The sequence below is a fragment of the Algoriphagus confluentis genome (assembly GCF_036245625.1).
GTDB classification, from domain to species: Bacteria; Bacteroidota; Bacteroidia; order Cytophagales; family Cyclobacteriaceae; genus Algoriphagus; species Algoriphagus confluentis.
The window spans coordinates 59,426-80,095 of the sequence record NZ_BTPD01000014.1; the positions used below are offsets into that span (position 1 = coordinate 59,426).

Genomic DNA, 20,670 nt, shown 5'->3' on the forward strand with positions numbered 1-20,670 from the left:
GATGAAAAGAGGAGATGGAAAGTGGGATCAGGTCGAAGTACTTTTTCATGAATTGACTGTCCTTTCGCCCGAGGAGCGTACAATCCGACTCAAAGCGGTTGCTGAAATAGATCTTGAACTTTTTGATCAATTGACCTCCCTACTTCAGGCGGATATGGAATCGCATCCCCTGTTTCAGGCGGATCCAAAAAGTGTTTTTTCCATTTTGGAAAACGACCATGAACTTTTAGGCGATAGAATCGGCGCTTTTCAGTTGCAAGAGGTAGTTGGGCAGGGTGCGATGGGCACTGTTTTCAAAGGAATCAGGGCAGATGGCCAATTTGATCAGGTAGTGGCTATCAAGCTGATGAAACCTTTGCTGATCAATCCCGCTTATCGAAGTTTTTTTGAACGTGAGCGCCAAATCCTTGCGAAGCTAAATCACCCGAATATAGCCCGGCTGTATGACGGAGGTTTCACCACGGATGAAAGGCCCTTCTTTACCATGGAATGGGTCTCGGGTCTCAATTTTTTGGAGTATTGCAAATTGCATAGCTTGGGATTGAAGGAGCGGCTCAGGCTATTTGGGCAGGTCTGTCAGGCTGTTCGCTACGCCCATCAATCGCTGATCGCTCATTTGGACCTCAAGCCGCAGAATATCATTGTCAATGAAGAGGGGCAAGTCAAGCTTTTGGATTTTGGAGTCTCCCAAATGCTGGATGAAAGTCAGGAGCAGGAGGGAAGTTTTACCTTAGCCTATGCTTCTCCAGAGCAAATCGAGAGAAATCATCCCAATACCGTTTCGGATATCTATTCCTTGGGAGTGGTATTGTTTGAATTACTGACGGAGCACCACCCCTTTCAGCCTTATTTCAAGGAGCCAGATCAACTGAAAAACAAAGTTTTGACCAGTGAACATCAGTCTTTTGTCTTTTCAGCGGATTTTGGCAGAGTCCCTTTTGGGGATGAATTGAGGCTGATCTGCGGTAAAGCCATGGAGAAGTATCCGGATGACCGGTATGCCTCGGTGGATGAGCTGGTTCGGGATTTGGATGATTTCGACCAATACTACCCTGTAGCAGCCCATCCTAATCCATGGACTTACCGAGCCAAGAAATATATTCGGAGAAACAGGACAGTTCTTGCTGTGGCCTGTTCCGCCGCAATTCTGCTCCTTTCCATGGGCTTATTCTACACAATTCAGCTGAGAGAGCAGCGGAATATTGCAATAGCAGAGGCTAAGCGAGCCAATCAGATTACTAATCTCATCACTGACGTTTTTTCGGCGGCAGACCCGAATATTGGGGGCGCGGATACCATTACAGCTGTTCAGCTATTGGATGAGGGTTTGAAAAATCTTGAAAAAAACCTGGGGGACGATCCTTCCCTTTATGCGGATATGCTTCTCCGCTTGGGTCCTGCATATTTAAGTCTTGGGCAATACGAAAAAGCAAAAAAGACTATTGAGGAAGCTTATGGAATCAATCTCAGTTTGGGTGATGTATCCGAAGAGACTTTGGCTAGGAATGAGTTATTGATGTCAAGTTCTCATTTTATGTATGGAGAACCGGACTCTTCAGTTTTTTATTCAGAAAAAGCAATCAATCGACTCAGAGATGCTGGGATTAATGAGGGTGAGTTATTGGCAAGTGCTTCATTGGAACTCGGGACCGCTTATTACGAAATGGCTAGCTATTCGAGAGCGGATTCAGCTCTGACGGTAGGGTTACGCCTTTCTAAATTGGCTGACCCTAATCCTAATGTGGAATTGGCCACCCTTCTTCATATGAAAGGAGCTACAGCCCGAAAGTTGGACCGAATGGATTCCGCAAAATTGTATCTGACCGAATCATTGGAGATGAAAAGGAAGCTTTTTGATGAGCCACATCTGGAAATAGCCTATGCCTACAACTATTTCGGCAGCTTTTATCAGGACATGAATGATTACGAGCAGGCTTTGGGCTATGTGAAAAAGTCTTTGGAACAGCGGGAAGCTATTCTAGGGAAATTTCATGTCGAAACAGTGGCCAGTATGGGGAATTTGGGACGGACTTATATTGGTCTTGGGAAACCCGAAGAAGCAGTTCCATTGTACCAATCAGCCATTGCGGTGATTGATTCAATTTTTGGAAAATCCCATTACTACTACGGAGCGCTAAACGGAAGCTTGGGAAATGCCTATTACTCGGCGGGAGATTTGAAAAATGCACGGGAGGTTTATGAAATAAATCTCAAAATTTTTGATGAATTGCTTTCTGTAAAAGACCCCCGAAAGGCCAGCCCGAGGCAAAATCTGGGGAAAATTGCTATGGATGAGGGACGTTTTAATGAAGCTCGATTGTTCTTTGAAGAAAGTTTGGAAATCAGACAAAACTTGCTTCCTAAGGGTAATATTCAAATCGCCCAAAGCCAACAAGCTCTCGGAGAAAGCCTGCTAGCGATGGGAGATTTTTCTACCGCCATAGAATATCTTGAAAAAGCTTTGGAAACTGCCAGTCAAAATCCTGAAGAAAATCAAAAGTTGATCAATCAGCTGAACGCATCTTTGGCTGATGCTTTTGGAATTCAGGAAATCAGGAGAAAGCTTCCTTCTATTCCTCTCTTGTAGCAGCCGGGAATTAGGCGGTCCAATTCCCGGCCAATGAGCTAGCAATTAACCTGATTCAATACGATTTGGGTGCAAAGGTTTCTGGCAGTAGTCTCCAAACATACTTGAGTCGGTTTGTTGTAAATCCGGTCTGCAAGGAATTTCCAGGCGAAACCATCCTGAACTTCAACCGTCAATCGGATATCATATGCACCTGCAGGTACCTCTTTCACCACTTTTCTGTTTTGTACAATTTCTCCACTACTGATAGCCTTATTGGAGGGAACTCCATTTACCATGACTTTATAGGTAATTGTAAATCGGACATCTATTCCGCAAATCCCGCTTCGATTATTCAGGGAGATTTCTCTGGCTGGATGTTTCTTTTCCTCGCAGGTTTGGACGTCATATTCCGTGGTGTAACCTAGTTTGGCAGTGGTATTGTCTTTTAGATAATGGAGCTTATAGGAGATAGGTACACCCGGATTGTTTCTCGAATAGACAGCATTTTCTCCTTTGATGATGTACTCCAGGTCTGCAAAGTTTTTGGCGCTGACTGCCTCTGATGCCACTGAAGCATTGCCTCCGATCGTGACTACGGTGATGTTGGAGGTGTTTAGGATGGCCTTATACTTTGCCTCTAGGGTTCCTGAGACTTGGGTCAATCCTGTGGCATAATTCAAAGCTCCTTCCAATTCTGCGGAGGTAGCACTGGTGGTAGTGATCATCCGAAACATGATGATGCGGCCGTAATTGACTGCTTGCACATAAGCTGGTGGAGTATCCGGTCCGAACTTTTGCTCAATCTCGGTGATACTGGCATCCGGACCAAATACTTGTCCCGGACTGGTCGGAGGATCCATGGTCACCGAATAAAAGACCTGCTTGAAGGACATCATAGCCACCCTTTCGGTGTTGGAGGACTGAAAGTTGAACTGGGTTTCCACATCTCCCCGGGCCCATTCCACATTTAAGCCGATGTCCATACTTACTTGTCGGCTGCTGTAGGAAGTACGGGCAATGTAGCTTGAATTGGCAGCATTGACATAGCCTTCCTGATAGGCATTGGCATTCCACCACTCCAAGGCCTCATCGATTTTGGTTTGCACATTGGAATTGGAGGGCTTGTCTACTTTTAGACTTCCGTTTTGTCCCATTCCGGGTAGATCTATCCTCAGCGTCATCGGTGCCCGATCCACTCCTGCTGGAGTAGGAAGGCCTCCCAAAGTAGCCTTATCTGCAATCACCAAGGCTCCCGGATAGATAATCCCATTCGTAGGTCTGAGGATGGCGATATCTTCAAAGTTGTTTTTGAGGTCATATTTGATTGTTCTGCATTCCAGATTTCCGCCCGGAATAGGGGAGGAATTTACCCGGTTGCTGATTTCTGTGCGCTGAGAGCCTCCGGGGATACTTTGTACATTCAGGAGTGAATTTGGGTCTGAGTTCAACCCTCTGAGATAGTCTGTGATGCTTTCTGCATCAGGAGAGGTAAATATCGGATCATCCCCTCCTCCAAGCGTGTCACAGCCCACTAGAGCTGAAGTAAGCAAAAAGGTAAAAAGTACTTTTCGCTGATTTTTGAAAATAGCATTCATGGCAAATAGAGTTTTTTGGTTGTGACTCTATAGGCGACAAATGCTCTGGAAAGTGGTAATGAAGTCTCGAAAAAAAAATGAATTTTTATTAAAAAACGGCCTTTGGGTGGCCTAAAGCAATTATTTTATTTCTGTCGATCGGCATACCCAAACACCTTTTGCAGCAAGGGACTTGTTCTGGCACCCACATTTTGCCGGATTTTTAACTCTTCCTTTGCGATTTCCAAAAAAAGTCCATCAATGGCTTTTCTGGTGACAAAGGCTGTAAGATCCGTATCCACTCTTTTGACTAGAGGAATTTTGTTGTACTGATTCATCACGTCTGACCAGTATTTGGTCGCATCAACCTTCTTCAGACTGGTATCAATGATTGGAGAAAACTTCTCAGAAAGTGAGACTGTAGTGCTCTCCTTGAAATAAGTGGTGGCTGCGTCATTATTTCCTAAAAGGATTTTCTGAACATCCTGAAAGCTCATCTGTTTGATGGCGGCAGTAAAAATAGGCTTGGCTTCCTGAGCAGCATCCTCTGCTGCCCGGTTGAGACTGGTAATTACCTGATCACAAAGTGAGCCCAAACCTACTGACCTGAGTGTGTTTTCCACGTTTCTGGCTTCCTCTGGAAATAGGATTTTCACGTCCAAATTGCCCAAATAGCCATTTTCCAGCGATAGGCGATCCACGCTTATGCCTGTCCCTTTTTCCAGGGCTTCTTTCAGACCAGAACTGATCTCAGAAGTGGATGGATTTCCGGCCAGTTGTTCGGCTTTGTCCAACAGCTTTCCTATCTGTGCACTGGAGGAACAGGAAGTGAGGAAAAAGACAACAAAAGCAAGGGTAACCAAGAAGGGGTTGGGTTTCAATAAATCCATGGGTGATTTTATTCAGTGTCTCCTTTTAAACCGAATAAAGGAAGCCTAAGTTGCTGTTTTTTACAAATCCGGATAGCTGGGTTGACAGGTGGTTTAGATATTCACGATTCTTGGAAAGAATAATGGGGTGTTTTTGAATATAAATTAAAAATATTTTCATTTAATTTTTATTTTGAAAAAATATCAAGCTAATTTTTGAAAAAACCGAAATATGAATCTTAGAATCAACTCAGAGTATGGAACGCTGAGAGCCGTATTGATGCACCGGCCCGGAAAGGAAATAGACCGCCTTACTCCATACAACAAGGAGTTCTTACTTTTTGAGGATGTTCCTTATCTGGAAGCCTTGCAACATGAGCACGATGTATTTTCCAATCTGATCAAGGAATCTACCGGAGCTCAGGTTTATCAATTGAGGGAATTGCTGATTCGTGTTTTGTACGATCGGGAGATTTTGCTCAAACTCATGAGAGAATCTTTGAAAAGATCCGGCTTGGCCCACCTGGCTGAGGATATTCTGGAGCGGTACAGTACGGCCGAATGTGCTGGGATTTTGACAGCAGGATTGAAAATCCATGAACTGAAAAAGAAAATTCCCAATCTCAACCCCGGTGAACTGATGGATTATGCTTTCGCAATTCCGCCCTGCCCCAACCTGTATTTTCAGCGGGATCCAATGGCTTTGACTCCCGGAGGGATTATTTTCTCTTCGATGAAAATGGAGGGAAGACAGCGGGAAGCGGATTTGCTTCGCACCATTTTTGAAAATCATCCCGATTTCAAAGAGCATGTCAATTGTCTCTATCCGATCAATGGGCATGATAATCCGCCCAGCATAGAGGGGGGAGATGTGATTATTCTTTCGCATGAGGCGGTGGCTATAGGGAATTCGGAGCGGACTGACGAAAAAGCCATTTACCATGCGGCCAAAGCACTTTTGGCAGAAGGGTCAGTAAAACGGGTCTATGAAGTTCACTTACCCAAAAAGAGGAATTTCATGCATTTGGACACGGTCTTTACTGTGCTCGATGAAAACTTGGTCCTGACTTATCCCGATGCGATGAACTCGGTGCTTCAAACTTCCTTGTACACCCTTAAGGATTTGCAGGGGGATCGGGTCAATATTCGTAGGGAGATTTTGAAAGAGTCTTTATTGACAGTTTTGGAGCGGGAAATTCCCCACCTGGAAATCTTGGCTACGGCAGATGGCAATCCGGATTATTCCATGCGGGAGCAGTGGTTTGATGGAGCCAATGTATTTGCCATCGGCCCAAGAAGAGTGATCAGCTACAATCGGAATATCCACACCAATCGAGCCCTCAGAAATATGGGAGTGGAGGTCTTGGAAATTCCTAGTTCGGAGTTGTCTCGTGGGCTCGGCGGACCGAGGTGCATGACTATGCCGATTAGTCGAGCGAGAGTTTAAGGATTTCGGATGTCAGATTGAGGATAAGGGATTGGTTTGATAAGCTGATTCAAACCCTTAAACCCGAAAAAATCCCGCCTTCTCTATCGGTCTAGGAAGGATCTTCTCCTGGAGACCTTTAGATCTTGAAGGAGGCTGGATTTGACCCGAATGTTGATATTGTAAGAGGTAAATCTTCCAAATGGAATCCAGTTGACATCCATCTGCCAGCAGTGCAAGTCCCGTGCAATACCAATCATGGTTTGACGGAATTCACTCGTCTGAATGTCGTAGCTGGTATTAAAGTTGATTTTCCACTTTTCGCTGATGGATAAGTCCCCACTTACATTGACCCCTTGGGTGATATTGGTTCGATTATCCACCTGTTTGGAGTAGGCCAGATTGTAGCCCAAGGTTAGATTCCAAGGAATATTCCAGTCAATGTATTGGCTGGGATCTGCTACGATCCGATTGATCTCCATTTGTGCAAACTCATCCATCACCCCTCCTCGCTGGAGGAAGTCTTGGGTAATTTCATCCCTGACCTGCCCCGGATCAGGACCGCCTCTGGGGTTGAGGGAGGCGTTTAGGTTAAGTGAGGCATTTCGTATGGTGCCGATTCCCTGGCCATTTTTCCAAGCGTATTGATTGATCCTTCTGAAGGAGGTGGTTTCCTGATTTGCATCTGGAAATTCTCCCACGGCATAGGGGTCAATGGTGGTGCTGACATTGACGGATAATTTTCTTTCGAAAAGGCTTGTTCTTGCCGAAAGCTGAAAAGGGGCCAATTGAAAGGAATCCGCTGCGAAATTGTAGGCGGTATTAAAAATAAGAGACTCCAGAAAAGGGATTTTTTTGGTTGTGGCCTCCGTGCTGTCTGTTTCGGTTTTAATTTTCCCTTCAAATACATTTCGCACTGAAAAACTCATTGCTCTGGATTCTCCGCGTGGAGCTCCGCCGAAGATGAATCCTTGATGTCTGGAAAAAAGTTGTGTTCTTCCGCTGGCATCGGCTTGGACTCTTTGATAATACCCAAAAGAAGGGTCTGAAAAATCCGGGGTGTAATTGAAGGAAATGGTGGGGGCCATATGGTGACGGATAGTCTGAAGCTTCCCTTTTCCCCGGAAATTATAAAACCCGTAGAAGTTGGTGTTCATTGAGAATGAGCTGTTGAAAAAGCCAACCCGATTAAATCCATCCTGAGTGATTTGATCTACCCGCTGCGTGGTGGGATTGTAGTAGAAGTTGAGTCGCTGGAGGTACCAGAGTTCGGTATAGTTGAACGATGCAGTCCCAGTAAAATAGTTAAACAAAGTGAAGTTAGAGCTGACGGGGAGCGTGTTTCTGGCTCCATTATTGGCATTTTGCAAGAGCAGACCCAAGTTATCAACTGTAAACGGAATGGTCTGGGGACCATCCCCAATGATCGGGTTGTTCACCCCAAACTGCTGCTGGATTCGGTTAGTGACTGTATTTTGTAGGTTGAAATTCCAAGCCACGTTAAGTGTCTTCAGTGGTTCAAATTTGATGTTCTTGAAAGGACTTTGCCGATTCATGTTCATGGAGATGGTCGGCAGGTCTAGCCGAACCTCTCCAGTCTGCACACTTTGGGAGTGTCTGAAATTGGCAGACATGGAAAATGGGGTTCCGACAAACTGCTTGGAATAGGAAATATTGGAATTCAGGTCAGCCGTAATGTTATTGTTGAAGTTGTTTTGACTGACGATGTTGTTGAAATAACTGGTCGAACCGGCATTGACAGAAGCAGAAAATCTACCCGTACCTCTTGAAACAGGAGAGTGACTCCATTGGATTCGGAAGGTATTGTAGTCCACCGGATTCAATTCGGTCTCGGGGCTGACGAATTTTTGAAAATCCACATTGAACCCTCCAGAAAATCTGTATCGCTTGGTATAGTTAGCTTGAGATTTCACTCCCCAACCTCCTTTGGAATAGATGTCTCCGGTGATTTGGGCATGGATGTAGTCATTGAAGGCAAAGTAGTAGCCAAAATCCCTGAGAAAAAGGCCTCTTACCTGCTCTTTTCCATAGCTTGGGAAGATCACGCCAGAGGCTTTTTCCTCGGGTGTATCAGGAATGATTCCAAATGGTAAGCCCAGAGGAGTAGGAATCCCATTAAAATACAGGTTGAATGGACCGGAGACCACCTGTTTGCCGGAAATAGACTTGATTTTGGAAGAGGAAATGTGCCAATGGGGCTCGGTAAGCTTACAGGTCGTGTAGTACCCATGGTCTAGGTAAATACTGCCGTCTTGGGTTTTTTTGATCGTTTCCCCTCGAAGAATCCCATCCTGCTGCTCGGTCACTACATCCTTGATGATGGCTTTTTGAGTCTTGAAGTTGTACCGCATTTCCTTTCGGATCTCGTAGACTGTCCCTTTATCCTTGAAAAAGGGATTGCCGGTCACATTGCCCAAACTGTCGGTGACCCCGGTGGCATAGATTTCGGACGTTTCCCAGTCGATGACAATCTGATCGGCATCAAGTCGCATTTCCCCATACTCAAACCAGGCATTTTTGTACAGGTAGATTCTGTTTCTCCGGAAATCCGTGATGATGCTGTCCTCAGCGAAATAAAGAATATCGGTCTGTATATCGCTCCTGGGCATAATTTTTGCCGAATCCAACCGTGTCAAGGTATCCGCCTGAATGAGCATAGAATCCGGAATGATAGGATTGCTTGCGGGAGGAGTCAGAGTGTCCGGCAAAAACAGAGTCTTTTCCCTCCGAGGAGTGGTAGGCCGTTGTGCTTCCGCCGAAAAAGTGGAAATCCAAAAGAGGAAAAGGCTCAAAAAAAGGATTCTCAAATCCGACACTGTGGCTTGCTCTTTGTTTAATTTGGTTGAAATTTCGCGTAAAGTTAATTCGATTGCCCTCATGGAACGGTTTAATAACAAAAAAATTCTCTTAAGTTTTCTTATAACTATTCCCTTTTTATTTGGTGGATTTATTCCCAATGAAACGATGATGCCGGCATTCCGGATGAAAAAAATCGTGTTGGATGCCGGCCACGGCGGAAGTGACCCTGGGAATATCGGTTCTAAAGCCCGTGAAAAGGACATCAATCTGGCAGTGACCCTTCTCGTGGGCAAATACATCAATGAAAATATGCCTGATGTGGAGGTGATCTACACAAGAAAAGATGATAGCTTCCCGACTTTGAAAAAACGGCCTGAAATAGCCAATACCAACAAGGCGGATCTTTTTGTATCCATTCACTCCAATTCTGCTCCTAACAGATCCGCCTTTGGTACTGAGACCTTTGTCATGGGTACCAAGCACTTTGAGGCTAATTTTGACATCGTAAAAAGAGAAAACTCGGTAATCCTCCTGGAGGAAAATTACAAGGAAGAGTACGAGGGCTTTGACCCGACCTCTCCTGAATCATACATGCTCTTTAACCTTACCCAAAAGGGATTTATTGGAAACAGCCTTAGTCTTGCCGAGCAGGTGGAGACCCAGTTTAGAGACCGGGTTGGGAGAAAAAGCCGGGGAGTGAAGCAAGGACCATTTTATGTGCTTTGGACCCCCTCTATGCCGAGCGTACTAATCGAGTTGGGTTTCCTTTCCAATTCTTCCGAGGAGCAATTTTTGATGTCAAAGCAAGGTCAGGAATACATGGCTTCGGCAATTTTTCGGGCTATTCGGGATTATAAAAATTCAATTGAGGCTAACTGATTTTCAATCAGTATAAAAAGAAAATTACCCTTTTCTCCATCAGAAAAGGGCTTTTTTAATACTTTCGCTCGTAAACTTCTTCATTTTTGTGGAGTTTGCACTCTAGATAAACCCAAATATATCATGCAATCCCAAACGGAAAAAAAGCCGACTATGCAGGAACTCCTCGAGCAGCTTCAGGCCAAAATGAATGAGGTCAAGCTGGGAGGTGGTGCCAAGAGAATCCAATCTGAACATGCCAAAGGAAAGCTCACTGCAAGAGAAAGAATCGATTACCTAATTGATGATCAGTCAGATTTCCTTGAAATAGGCGCTTTTGCAGCTTACGGTATGTATGAAGAGGAAGGCGGATGTCCCTCCGCCGGAGTGGTCACCGGACTGGGATTTGTAAGTGGCAGAATGTGCATGATCGTAGCCAACGATGCCACCGTCAAGGCAGGGGCCTGGTTTCCCATGACTGCCAAAAAGAACCTTAGAGCACAGGAAATCGCCATGGAAAACAGGCTCCCGATCATTTACCTTGTGGATAGTGCCGGAGTATTCCTTCCCATGCAAAATGAGATTTTCCCGGACAAGGAACACTTTGGGCGACAGTTTCGCAACAATGCCAAGATGTCGTCCATGGGTATCGTGCAGGTAGCCGCCATCATGGGCAGCTGCGTGGCAGGTGGGGCCTACTTGCCCATCATGTCTGATGAAGCGTTGATTGTGGACAAAACCGGGTCTATTTTCTTGGCAGGCTCCTATCTGGTGAAGGCTGCAATCGGCGAAAATGTTGACAATGAAACGCTTGGAGGGGCTACGACTCATTGCGAAATTTCCGGGGTTACGGATAATAAATACGCCAATGATCAGGAATGCTTGAATGCCATCAAGCAGATTTTTTCTACGCTGGGCGATCATCCAAAAGCTGGGTTTGATCGAGTGGAGGCCAAAGAACCGGCAATCTCTCCTGAGCAATTATTGGAGATTTTTCCTCAGGATCGGGTAAAACCCTACGATATGCTGGAAATCCTGGCTGGGCTGGTCGATGGAGGAGAATTCCAGGAATACAAAAAGGACTATGGCAAGACGCTGATTTGTGCCAATGCACGAATTGACGGGTGGTCGGTAGGAATCATCGCCAATCAGCGGAAAATTGTGAAAACAGCCAAAGGTGAAATGCAGATGGGAGGGGTGATTTACTCCGATTCGGCAGACAAAGCCGCTCGCTTTATCATGAACTGCAACCAAAGAAAAATCCCTTTGGTTTTTATTCAGGATGTCAGCGGATTTATGGTGGGGTCCAAAGCAGAGCATGGGGGAATCATCAAAGATGGAGCTAAAATGGTTAATGCCATGGCCAATTCGGTGGTGCCGAAGTTTACCTTAGTGATTGGGAATTCCTATGGAGCAGGCAATTATGCCATGTGTGGGAAAGCTTATGATCCCCGACTGATTGTCTCCTGGCCTACCGCCCAAATGGCCGTGATGTCGGGAGCCTCTGCGGCCAAAACTTTGCTGCAAATCAAAGTATCTTCTTTGAAAAAAGCTGGAAAAACCATCACTGAAGAGGAGGAAAGCCAATTGTTGGAAGAAATTACCAATAAATACAACGAAGAATTGAGTCCGTACTATGCCGCTGCAAGACTCTGGGTGGATGGGGTAATCGATCCCCGGGAAACCCGAAAGACGATCAGTCTGGGAATAGAGGCTGCGAATCATGCACCGATTACAGAAAGATTCAACGTAGGCGTAATTCAAACCTGATCTTTTCTTATCTTCTACGACAAAGAATTTTGATGCCTATGGATGAGCTGACTCCTGCCGAGCTAATCGCTTTGGTTTCCCTTCTCGATGATCCCGATTTAGAGGTGAAAAATCACGTCAAAGACAAGATCGTTTCCCTTGGGTATGGGATTATCCCGTTTTTGGAACAGCGTTGGGAATCCAGTTTCAACCCTGAGCTTCAGAAGGAAATAGAGGAGTTGGTGCATGATTTGCAATTTTCCTTGCTCAAAGACCGTTTGCAGGATTGGAAAGATTCGGAGGACAGAGATTTGCTTACCGGTCTTTGGATTATCAACACGTACCAATACCCTGATTTGGAGTTTGAAAAGCTCAATGCTGAGATGCATCAGATTTACTTCGAAGTCTGGACTTCTTTCAAAAATGACTTGCAACCTTACGATCAGATTCGGATTATCAACAATGTGTTGTTCAATACACTGAGGTTTTCGGCCAATACGAAGAACTTCCATTCTCCAGGCAACAGCATGTTGTCCACCGTTTTGGATACAAAAAAAGGGAATCCGATCAGTCTCTGTGCGATTTACCTTCTGGTAGCTAAAAAATTAGGTTTACCGGTTTATGGAGTCAATTTGCCCAATCTCTTTGTCCTTACCTACAAATCCTCGGACATTACCTTCTATATCAATGCCTTTAACAAAGGCTTGATTTTCAGCCGTCAGGACATTTACAATTACCTGGAGCATTTGAAAATTGAGCCCAGGGAGGAGTTCTTCGAGCCTTGTTCTTATTTGGAGATCATCCTTCGCTCGCTGAGAAACCTAGCCCATTCATTCGAAAAGTTGGGAGAGGCAAGCAAAGTGGCTGAGATCAAGGAGTTGATCGCTATACTCAGCGATCAATAAGTTCTTAAGTTACACCCCACAGGTCTCACTTGGCTGGCAGCGGGGGATTCTCCTTTTGCAATTTGATTCATTGCTCGTTCCAAATGCCTTTCTGAGACTGCAGATTCAGCTTGGGGATTGTTGTCTAGGGCTCCTCGGTAGGCAATCTTTGGACCTGCTGTGTTGGGGATCAATACAACCACTTCCGGGATTTTGGTAATCCCGAAAGCTTTAGCCCATTCCTTAGCTGAATCGGCTAGGTAGGACATATTTAATCCACTTTGATTGATGTGATTTCTGAGAGGGAGGAAATCGGATTCGGTATTTCCTGCTTCCGGATTGACCAATGCAAAAGTAAACCCTTGATTCTGAAAATTTGCTCTGAGGGCTTTGATCCGGGCTTCATACATTTTTGCAAAGGGACATTCCATGGTATGAAAGATCAAGACTAAGCCTTTGCCCTTAACCATTGAGCTCAGTTCCATGGTTTTCCCTGTCACTGCATCTGTGGCAGTAAGCTGAGTGTAGGATTGGGATTTTACTCCAAAAGAAACTGAGAGAAAGAAAAGAAGTGGGATTAGCTTTTTCATAGTTCAAAGTGGTTTTGATGCATTTTTCTTTTCTGATTGTAATTGGACAGCCCCATGTGCCAAACCCTGCTCAGAGATTTTTTTTACTGCTCATGTTACCAAATCGTATAGGTGAGGATCACATTTTCAAGTTTCCTTACTTCTACCGTGTAATGACTGTCTGCAAACTCCGTTCCCCTAATTCGCCCCTTGATTACGGAGTCCTCCAGAGAAAATGGGGCTAGAAGGATATTTTCTCTGAAGGATACGCCTCTTTTTCCTTGGCATTTGAAGATGGACTCTTTAGCTGACCAAGCCATGGTGTAATGCACAGGGTCTTTTTCCAGAAAATCCAATTCGGAGGAGTCCAAAAACCGGAATCCGATTTTCAGGATTTTCTCCCGGATCAAATCCATATCGATTCCCACAGACTGGGTTTTATGGAAAATAGCTCCAGCAAGCCCAGGGGTATGACTGAGTGAAACATACCCGTGTCCTGACATCGATTGGGATTTGCCGTGCTCATCTTTGAAAAAGCCTGGATAGGGCTCCCCCAAGGCCTGCAGAGCTTCATAAATAGCCAATCTTGCTGTTGTCCATTCCCGTTTTTTGGCCGGATGGGAGATATTGGCCAAGGAAAGTTTTTCACGGAAACTAAGAAACTCTAAAGACTGAGGTTCATTGAAGTCGATATTCTTTAGGGCTAAAGCTGAGTAAGAATCAATTTTTTCTATTTTTGTTTGCATACGCCGGCAGGGCTCCACGGTGATTCCGTTCAATATATGGCAAAAATCCAAGTAAATAAATTACATACGCTTACCGGGCACAATGACTGCATTTATGCCCTGACCGAGGGGAGCGATCCCCGATTTTTTTATACCGGAGCAGGAGATGGAATGGTCGTGGAATGGGATATGGATCGGCCAAAAGACGGAAAGCTGATTGCCAAGCTTCCCAATTCTGTATATGCCCTGGAGGTGGATCGCGAGCGGAACCTTTTGTTTATCGGTCACAACTTCGAAGGTATCCACGTCATTGATCTGAATGAAAACAAGGAGTTGTGGAGTTTGAAGCTCACTGACCAAGCCATCTTTGATATCAAAGTGTATGGACATCTGGTTTTGGTTGCTACCGGAGATGGGGTGCTGATTATCCTTGATTTGGAAAATCGGGCCGTGAAGCAGCACATTAAGCTTAGCTCCAAGAGTATCCGGGTGATGTCTATTGCTCCCGTAAAAAAGCATTTGGCCTTGGGGCTCAGCGATCACACCATAAAAATTTTGGATTTGAATGCTTCCTTTGAGCCCATCGCTAATCTTGTCGGACATACCAATTCCGTTTTTGCCTTGGGCTATTCTCCGGATGAAAGCATCTTGGTCAGCGGGGCCCGGGATGCGCATTTGAAATTCTGGAATGCCGAGGACTACCGGCTTGAAGAAAATGTCGTGGCTCACCTTTTTGCCATTAATTTTCTATCTTTCAGAGAAGACGGAAAGTGGCTGGTCACCTGCTCCATGGACAAATCCATCAAAGTCTGGGATCCTGAAAATTACAAACTCCTGAAAGTAATCGATAAAGCCAGAAATGCTGGTCATGGTACCTCTATCAATAAGATTCTTTGGAATACTTACAATAATCAGGTCGTGTCGGTTTCCGATGATCGGACTATATCCATCTGGCAGATTGAGGAAGACCTCCTATAAATACCTAAGAATGAGACGAAGCAAAACAGGGTAACCCCTGATCTATGCAATGTAATCTTTCCTTTTTGCCATACCGAAAATAAATAAAAGCCTATGAAAATATCCCCAACTGCCATCCGTCAAAAAGCTTTTGAAACTGCTTTTAGAGGTTTTGAGAAAAAGCAAGTGACTGATTTCCTGGAGGAAATGAGTGTAGCCATGGAGCAGATCAATCAAGAAAATCTGGAATTGAGAAGCAAATTGCAACAAGTGGAAGCGGAAGCCAAAAGGCTGAAAGACGTGGAGGATTCTCTCTTCCGCACGCTCAAGACTGCCGAAGATACCGGAGCGAGCATAATCACGGAGGCATCCGAGGCAGCCGATCAGATTATTGGGGAAGCCAATCAGATTGCCGAACAGACCACCCGGGAGGCGCAACAGTATGCTCAAAACTTACAAGCTCAGGCGAATGAACATGCCCGGGTCATCACCACCGCCGCAGAAGTAAAGGCCAAGGAGACGATCAAAGAAATTCGGGAAAGCATGCAGAGTCTGGTCAGAAGCTATGATGGGTTGCTGGAGCAGCGGGAGGCTTTGGTGAAAAGCCTAAAAAGACTCTCTCAGGATGCCCTCAATCAGATCGAGCTTTCTGATGCACACTTTTTCCGCATTGATGCCAAAGCCTATCAGAGGGCAGTGGATGAACTCAGCAGATCCAGTCATTTTACTATGGCCAACCTCGCCAATCTTGCCCCTGCTGCAGGTGCGCCTCATAGTCAGGATGAACCCGAGGATCAATTTGAGGAGGATATGTCAGATGCCCATCCGGATGAAGAGACCCAAATGTCCGTAGAGGCACTCCAACACGATCTGGAAAAGCAAGGCGAACTCCCCGCTGAAGAAGAGTCGGTGGAAGTGGAAATAAGGGAGGAAGTAGAAATAGAACCTACTCCCCAGGCAGAAGCTGTCCGAGCTCAAGAGGAATCTCAAGCCGACCTCCCCGATCAGGAAGAAAAAGAGCCCAAAGCGCCAAAAGAAGAGCCTAAGAAATCTTCAGGATCCTTTTTTGACCAGTTTGACTGATGGGGAAAGTAGCACTGGAAGGGATTGAATTTCATGCCTATCATGGCGCTTATCCGGAAGAGTCTATTCTGGGTAACCGATTTACTCTGGATTTGGAGTTGGAGACTGATTTCAAAGAGGCTATGCTTCACGATAGCCTGAAAGATACCGTGGATTACGCCAAGCTCTATCAGCTGATCAAAGCCAGAATGGACGTGAAAGTCAAACTACTCGAGCATTTGGGCCATCGGATTGTATCGGATATTTTGCAGGCCTATCCCAAAGTAATAAGCGTAAAACTTACGTTGAAAAAGCACCATCCCGCTCTGGGCGGAATAGTTCAATATTCAGCAGTGACGGTTTGCTATCCAGAAGATTTTTCCTGAACTCCATGTTTTCTCGTGCCGAACTATCCAAAATCCGGACTGAGTTCTGGATTGCATTTGGGCAGTACATGAAGCCCGTTCCCAATGCCCAGGGCAGGAAAATCAACTGGCCGAACTATAAAACAGGGATCAAGGATGTCTATTTTCGAATGCGTGCAGAGCGTGGATTTGCCTCGATCGGGATTGAATTAGGTCATTCGGATCCTGAACTGCAGGAGTTGTTTTTTGATCAGTTCAAAGAATTGAAAAATCTCTTCAAAGGAAGTCTTGGTGAGGAATGGGATTGGAAGCTCCATGACCTCAACGAATATGGACAGCCCGTTTCCAAAATCGAAAAAGTCCTGGCCGGAGTTCAGGTGACCAATCGGGAAGATTGGCCAAAGATCATTTCTTTTTTGAAGCCCAGAATCATCGCATTGGATGAGTTTTGGGACAATGTAAAACCGGGATTTGAGGATTTTTAAAGTGCTTTTTTGGAATAAGTAAAAGTTTCAATTTGAGGTGCTCCCTCGTCTGAAATATTAACTTGGAAAATCAGCTGATCTCCTTTTCTTTCTATGGTCATGCCATTGAGCCAAGCTTTCTGATTACCCAGCTCGATCAGTTCAAAAGTCGTCCACTCCTCTTTTTCCTCCCAACCTGTAAGGTCAGCACCAAAATGTTTGAGCTTCATGCTTACGCTTTCCCCCTCTTGGATAAGGTTCATAAACTCCGAAAAAATCAACTTTCCATTTTCCCAAAACCGAAATGTACCGATCATGTGCCCGTCTACTGCCGGCATCCAGACCTCCTCGCAATCCCCACCCAGCCCGGGACCGCTCCAATAGCCCACCATCCAGCTGAAGTCCTCCACCGTTCCTCTGCCAGGACTTTGGTTGGGTTCGAGAGTTTTTACCTGAGCATTTGCAATTAGACTGAAAGTCACAAAAAGGAGGAGCGATAATGCCTTCATGTTCAAGAGAATGGTTTTGAACAAAAAGGTACAAAAAATCATTGATCGTGACGCTTGGGGATGTCCGGATTGACAAAAGTAAACCCCCTGGCTTCCTCACCTTCAAAGAAATCGATCTGCATTCCCATCAAAAACATGTAGTGTTTTTTCTCTATCAGGACGGGAATCCCGTTGATGTCAAACTGCTGATCCTCAGGCTTGGGTTTGTCAAATCCCAAGGCATAGGACATTCCCCCGCAGCCACCGCCCTTGACCCCCACACGGAGGAAATATTCTGCAGGAATGTTTTTGTGCAGCATGATGTGCTTGATTTCGGCTTCTGCTTTGGAAGTGATCTGAATAGGGATAAGCATGCTTGGGAAATCTGTTTTTTGGGGTTTTGGTTCAGAAATTTTAGCAAAAATACCCTTTGGGCCGGTTTTTTGAGCAATCAGAAATGCGCATATTCGACCTTCAAAAATGAACCCATGGATTTTCTTTTAGACTTGTTGAAAATAATTCTTCCGGCAGGAGCCGTCCTCTACGGAATGTATTTGGTGGTGATGTCTTTTCTTTCAAAAGAAAGAGAAAAAATGCTGGTGGACCTCAAAACCCAAAATACACAAGTGGTTTTGCCTATTCGACTTCAGGCGGCAGAGCGGCTATGTTTGCTTTTGGAGCGGATTTCGCCCAACAATCTGGTGAGAAGATCCAATCCTTCTCAGTTTACAGCTGCAGAACTTCACCCTATGCTGCTCTCCGAAGTGAGGGAGGAATTCAATCACAATCTGAGTCAGCAGGTATATTTCAGTGAGGAGACCTGGGAAGCGGTAAGAAGAGCGGTGGAGGAAGTACTCACTTTGTTGAACATGAGTCGGCAGGAGTTGGGACCGGAAGCTTCGGGAATGGAACTGGCCAAAGCGATTTTTACCCATTCTTTAGAGAAGAAAAATGATGCTGTGAGTTTTGCCCTGAAGCAGGTAAAATCAGAAATTCAGTTATATTTCTAGTCCGATGGAAAAATTTTCTGATCAGTCTCTGTCCATTCTAGACCGTGCCAAGAATCTTTTTGGTAAGCAAGTGGATGCCATTGTCCGGCAGGAACAGAAAGTGGTCGAGCTTCTCAGGAATGTGAAAGAAAAGCTGTCCAAACTGGGGAACAATCCCAAAGTCAAGAAACTGATTGAGCCCCTTTCTGTTTTCATCCGAATGATCAAGGCTCATTTCAAGGGACAGCATCGGATAGCCTATTCTACTCTTTTCCTGATCATTCTCGCCTTGGTCTATTTTCTATCTCCTATTGACCTTATTCCCGACTTCTTGGGATTTTTTGGTTATGCAGATGATTTATCGGTAGTGATGGCCGTGTTTGCCAAAATAAAGGATGAAGTAGACAGTTTTTTGGACTGGGAGAGAACCCAAGTTTAATTTTCCCTGTTTGGCTAAGGAAATAAACCAACACAGATTTATGGAGCAGCATTTGGGATCGATCACTCGAGACCTGATTCATCACGCGATGAGCTATCAGGAATACCGATTTCTTATTGACCAACTTTTGGCAGAAAATAAAACCACAGGGCACAATCATTCTGAAGCCTACCTGGACTACACCCGGATGAATGTGCAGCGAATGAATCGCTGGGACAAAACTGCTAAGGTCTCCCCCTTACTCAAAGAAACCGTCGAGGCTATTCAGGAAAATCAAATCTGGCTAGTCATTACCGAAGCCTGGTGTGGAGATGCTGCCCAAAATATTCCTTACCTAGTCAAATTGGCTGAATTTAATCCCAAGGTTCAGATCAAATTTATTCTCAGAGATGAGCATCCCGAGGTAATGGATGAATACCTGACCAATGGTACACGATCTATTCCCAAAGTGGTCGGAATGACTGCAGACTTGAGTTGTGAGCTGTTTACCTGGGGGCCAAGGCCGGCAAGTGCTCATGAATTGGTCTTGGAGTATAAGCGAGATTCCAAAGGGATGAGCTACAAGGAGTTTTCGGAAACTTTGCATCTTTGGTATGCAAGAAATAAAAATCAGGAGCTGGAAGCTGAGCTTCTACCTTTGATCACAAATACTTTGGTTTCATGAAAATTGCTCTAATTTCAGGCACCTCCGGACTGGTCGGAATGCAGCTCCTTCATCAGCTGATGAAAAGCAGTCAATATGACTTTATTCTTAGCGTAGGTCGTAGAAAACTCGCGTTGAAACACGATAAACTCATTCAGATAGAAGGCGATCTTTTTTCGCTTTCCTCTTGGGATTGGGAGGCAAAGGTTCGTGCTGAGTCTTTGGGAGGACATTACAATGAATTTATTGATGCCATAAGTTCAAAAACTGCTGAGATCCACGCTTTTTCCAGCTTGGGCACAACGATCAAAGTGGCCGGTTCAAAAGAAAGGTTTTATGCCATCGACCATGACTTGGTCATTGGATTTGCTGCTTGGGCCAAGAAGCTGGGTGCCTCCTCCTTTCTCTATGTCTCTGCAATGGGTGCTGATGCTACTTCTTCGATTTTCTACAATAAAGTCAAAGGGGAGACGGAAGAAGATTTGAAAACCTTTCAATTTTCTTATTTAGGCCTGTTTAGGCCGTCTCTTCTGCTTGGCAATCGATCAGAGTTTCGATTGGGGGAGCAGCTTGCTTCCATTTTGATGAAGCCCTTGGTTTGGTTGAAATTAGCCAAAAACATCCGTCCGATTTACGATTATCAGGTAGCCAAGGCCATGGTATCAACTGCCCTGTCACCTTCCTCAAAGTCTGTAGAAGTCGTTACTTCTGGCCAAATGCAAGACCTAAGCCAATGATTACAGTCATCCAACGTGTAAGTGAGTCCTCGGTAAAAATCGATGGTAAAATCAAGGCACAAATCGGCTGGGGAATGATGGTGCTTTTGGGAATAGAGGAGGCCGATACCCAAGAGGATATCGATTGGCTATCCAAAAAAATCGTCAACCTCCGCATCTTCCCGGATGAAAATGAAGTGATGAACAGAAGCCTTTTGGACGTAAATGGTGAGGTTTTGCTGATCTCCCAGTTTACCCTTCATGCGAGTACCAAAAAGGGAAACCGACCTTCTTATATTAAAGCGGCCAAGCCTGATTTTGCAATTCCAATGTATGAAAAGATGATTGGGGCTCTCGAAACCGGTCTCGGAAGAAAAATCAGTACGGGGGAATTCGGCGCCGATATGAAAGTCAGCCTGATTAATGATGGCCCGGTGACCCTTGTGATTGACACAAAAAACAGGGTATAAAAAAAGTCCCAAACTTGCATTTGGGACTGATTAA

Annotated in this window: 21 protein-coding genes; 14 read left to right on the plus strand and 7 right to left on the minus strand. The window is 45.1% G+C overall.

Annotated features, from left to right (window positions below; genetic code table 11):
- Position 1 precedes the first annotated feature (1 nt).
- A complete protein-coding gene (locus AAA943_RS18385) occupies positions 2–2,587 on the plus strand; it encodes a tetratricopeptide repeat protein (protein ID WP_338225760.1) in 2,586 nt (861 codons plus the stop codon).
- A 38-nt stretch (positions 2,588–2,625) separates the two neighbouring features.
- Here the strand turns inward: AAA943_RS18385 and AAA943_RS18390 are convergent, their stop codons facing one another.
- Together AAA943_RS18390 and AAA943_RS18395 are read right to left on the minus strand one after the other, a co-directional pair.
- Complete coding sequence (locus AAA943_RS18390) at positions 2,626–4,164, minus strand: thiol-activated cytolysin family protein (RefSeq protein ID WP_338225761.1); 1,539 nt, start codon at positions 4,162–4,164, stop codon at positions 2,626–2,628.
- 125 nt (positions 4,165–4,289) lie between these two features.
- Positions 4,290–5,033 (minus strand): DUF4197 domain-containing protein, encoded by a 744-nt coding sequence (locus AAA943_RS18395; RefSeq protein WP_338225762.1) that lies wholly within the window; start codon positions 5,031–5,033, stop codon positions 4,290–4,292.
- Between the two features lie 211 nt (positions 5,034–5,244).
- On the opposite strand from AAA943_RS18395, the gene AAA943_RS18400 reads away from it, so the two are divergent.
- Positions 5,245–6,459 (plus strand): arginine deiminase, encoded by a 1,215-nt coding sequence (locus AAA943_RS18400; RefSeq protein WP_338225763.1) that lies wholly within the window; start codon positions 5,245–5,247, stop codon positions 6,457–6,459.
- Between the two features lie 83 nt (positions 6,460–6,542).
- On the opposite strand, the gene AAA943_RS18405 is transcribed toward AAA943_RS18400, so the two are convergent.
- Positions 6,543–9,275, minus strand: a complete 2,733-nt coding sequence (locus AAA943_RS18405; RefSeq protein WP_338225810.1) for a putative LPS assembly protein LptD — start codon at positions 9,273–9,275, stop codon at positions 6,543–6,545.
- Between the two features lie 61 nt (positions 9,276–9,336).
- Here AAA943_RS18405 and AAA943_RS18410 point away from each other — a divergent pair, with 61 nt between their 5' ends.
- The 3 genes from AAA943_RS18410 to AAA943_RS18420 all read left to right on the plus strand — a co-directional run bounded on the left by AAA943_RS18410 (position 9,337) and on the right by AAA943_RS18420 (position 12,770).
- Positions 9,337–10,137, plus strand: coding sequence for an N-acetylmuramoyl-L-alanine amidase family protein (locus AAA943_RS18410; protein WP_338225764.1), 801 nt, complete (start codon positions 9,337–9,339; stop codon positions 10,135–10,137).
- 153 nt (positions 10,138–10,290) lie between these two features.
- On the plus strand, positions 10,291–11,886 hold the full coding sequence (locus AAA943_RS18415; protein ID WP_420915619.1) for an acyl-CoA carboxylase subunit beta: 1,596 nt from the start codon (positions 10,291–10,293) through the stop codon (positions 11,884–11,886).
- 38 nt (positions 11,887–11,924) lie between these two features.
- The gene (locus AAA943_RS18420) at positions 11,925–12,770 is read left to right on the plus strand and encodes a transglutaminase-like domain-containing protein (RefSeq protein WP_338225766.1); all 846 of its coding nucleotides are present in this window, start codon (positions 11,925–11,927) and stop codon (positions 12,768–12,770) included.
- On the opposite strand, the gene AAA943_RS18425 is transcribed toward AAA943_RS18420, so the two are convergent.
- Both AAA943_RS18425 and AAA943_RS18430 read right to left on the minus strand, forming a co-directional pair.
- Entirely contained in the window at positions 12,764–13,339 is a 576-nt protein-coding gene (locus AAA943_RS18425) for a redoxin domain-containing protein (protein ID WP_338225767.1), read from the minus strand. The two genes, AAA943_RS18420 and AAA943_RS18425, sit on opposite strands and share 7 nt — an antisense overlap.
- Before the next feature lie 95 nt (positions 13,340–13,434).
- Positions 13,435–14,064, minus strand: a complete 630-nt coding sequence (locus AAA943_RS18430; protein WP_338225768.1) for a 4'-phosphopantetheinyl transferase family protein — start codon at positions 14,062–14,064, stop codon at positions 13,435–13,437.
- 36 nt (positions 14,065–14,100) lie between these two features.
- Here AAA943_RS18430 and AAA943_RS18435 point away from each other — a divergent pair, with 36 nt between their 5' ends.
- The 4 genes from AAA943_RS18435 to AAA943_RS18450 all read left to right on the plus strand — a co-directional run bounded on the left by AAA943_RS18435 (position 14,101) and on the right by AAA943_RS18450 (position 16,912).
- Positions 14,101–15,021, plus strand: coding sequence for a WD40 repeat domain-containing protein (locus tag AAA943_RS18435; RefSeq protein ID WP_338225769.1), 921 nt, complete (start codon positions 14,101–14,103; stop codon positions 15,019–15,021).
- A 93-nt stretch (positions 15,022–15,114) separates the two neighbouring features.
- Positions 15,115–16,083 (plus strand): DivIVA domain-containing protein, encoded by a 969-nt coding sequence (locus tag AAA943_RS18440; protein WP_338225770.1) that lies wholly within the window; start codon positions 15,115–15,117, stop codon positions 16,081–16,083.
- Positions 16,083–16,448, plus strand: a complete 366-nt coding sequence (gene folB / locus AAA943_RS18445; RefSeq protein ID WP_338225771.1) for a dihydroneopterin aldolase — start codon at positions 16,083–16,085, stop codon at positions 16,446–16,448. The genes AAA943_RS18440 and folB overlap by 1 nt, the downstream gene beginning before the upstream one ends.
- A gap of 5 nt (positions 16,449–16,453) precedes the next feature.
- Positions 16,454–16,912, plus strand: a complete 459-nt coding sequence (locus AAA943_RS18450; protein ID WP_338225772.1) for a DUF4268 domain-containing protein — start codon at positions 16,454–16,456, stop codon at positions 16,910–16,912.
- Here AAA943_RS18450 and AAA943_RS18455 read toward each other — a convergent pair.
- On the minus strand, positions 16,909–17,400 hold the full coding sequence (locus tag AAA943_RS18455; RefSeq protein ID WP_338225773.1) for a DUF6265 family protein: 492 nt from the start codon (positions 17,398–17,400) through the stop codon (positions 16,909–16,911). The genes AAA943_RS18450 and AAA943_RS18455 overlap by 4 nt on opposite strands.
- Before the next feature lie 38 nt (positions 17,401–17,438).
- Positions 17,439–17,753 carry a HesB/IscA family protein gene (locus AAA943_RS18460; RefSeq protein ID WP_338225774.1) on the minus strand — a complete coding sequence of 105 codons (315 nt, stop codon included), beginning with the start codon at positions 17,751–17,753 and terminating at the stop codon, positions 17,439–17,441.
- 114 nt (positions 17,754–17,867) lie between these two features.
- Here AAA943_RS18460 and AAA943_RS18465 point away from each other — a divergent pair, with 114 nt between their 5' ends.
- Genes AAA943_RS18465 through dtd form a run of 5 tightly spaced genes read left to right on the plus strand, consistent with a single transcriptional unit; the run spans position 17,868 to position 20,636 of the window.
- Positions 17,868–18,389 carry a DUF7935 family protein gene (locus tag AAA943_RS18465; protein ID WP_338225775.1) on the plus strand — a complete coding sequence of 174 codons (522 nt, stop codon included), beginning with the start codon at positions 17,868–17,870 and terminating at the stop codon, positions 18,387–18,389.
- A 4-nt stretch (positions 18,390–18,393) separates the two neighbouring features.
- Positions 18,394–18,807, plus strand: a complete 414-nt coding sequence (locus AAA943_RS18470) for a YkvA family protein (RefSeq protein ID WP_338225776.1) — start codon at positions 18,394–18,396, stop codon at positions 18,805–18,807.
- A 40-nt stretch (positions 18,808–18,847) separates the two neighbouring features.
- Positions 18,848–19,471: a thioredoxin family protein gene (locus AAA943_RS18475; RefSeq protein WP_338225777.1), complete on the plus strand. Its 624-nt coding sequence runs from the start codon at positions 18,848–18,850 to the stop codon at positions 19,469–19,471.
- Positions 19,468–20,187 carry a Rossmann-fold NAD(P)-binding domain-containing protein gene (locus AAA943_RS18480; RefSeq protein WP_338225778.1) on the plus strand — a complete coding sequence of 240 codons (720 nt, stop codon included), beginning with the start codon at positions 19,468–19,470 and terminating at the stop codon, positions 20,185–20,187. Before AAA943_RS18475 ends, AAA943_RS18480 begins: the two co-directional genes overlap by 4 nt.
- Positions 20,184–20,636, plus strand: coding sequence for a D-aminoacyl-tRNA deacylase (gene dtd, locus AAA943_RS18485; protein ID WP_338225779.1), 453 nt, complete (start codon positions 20,184–20,186; stop codon positions 20,634–20,636). The genes AAA943_RS18480 and dtd overlap by 4 nt, the downstream gene beginning before the upstream one ends.
- Positions 20,637–20,670 lie beyond the last annotated feature (34 nt).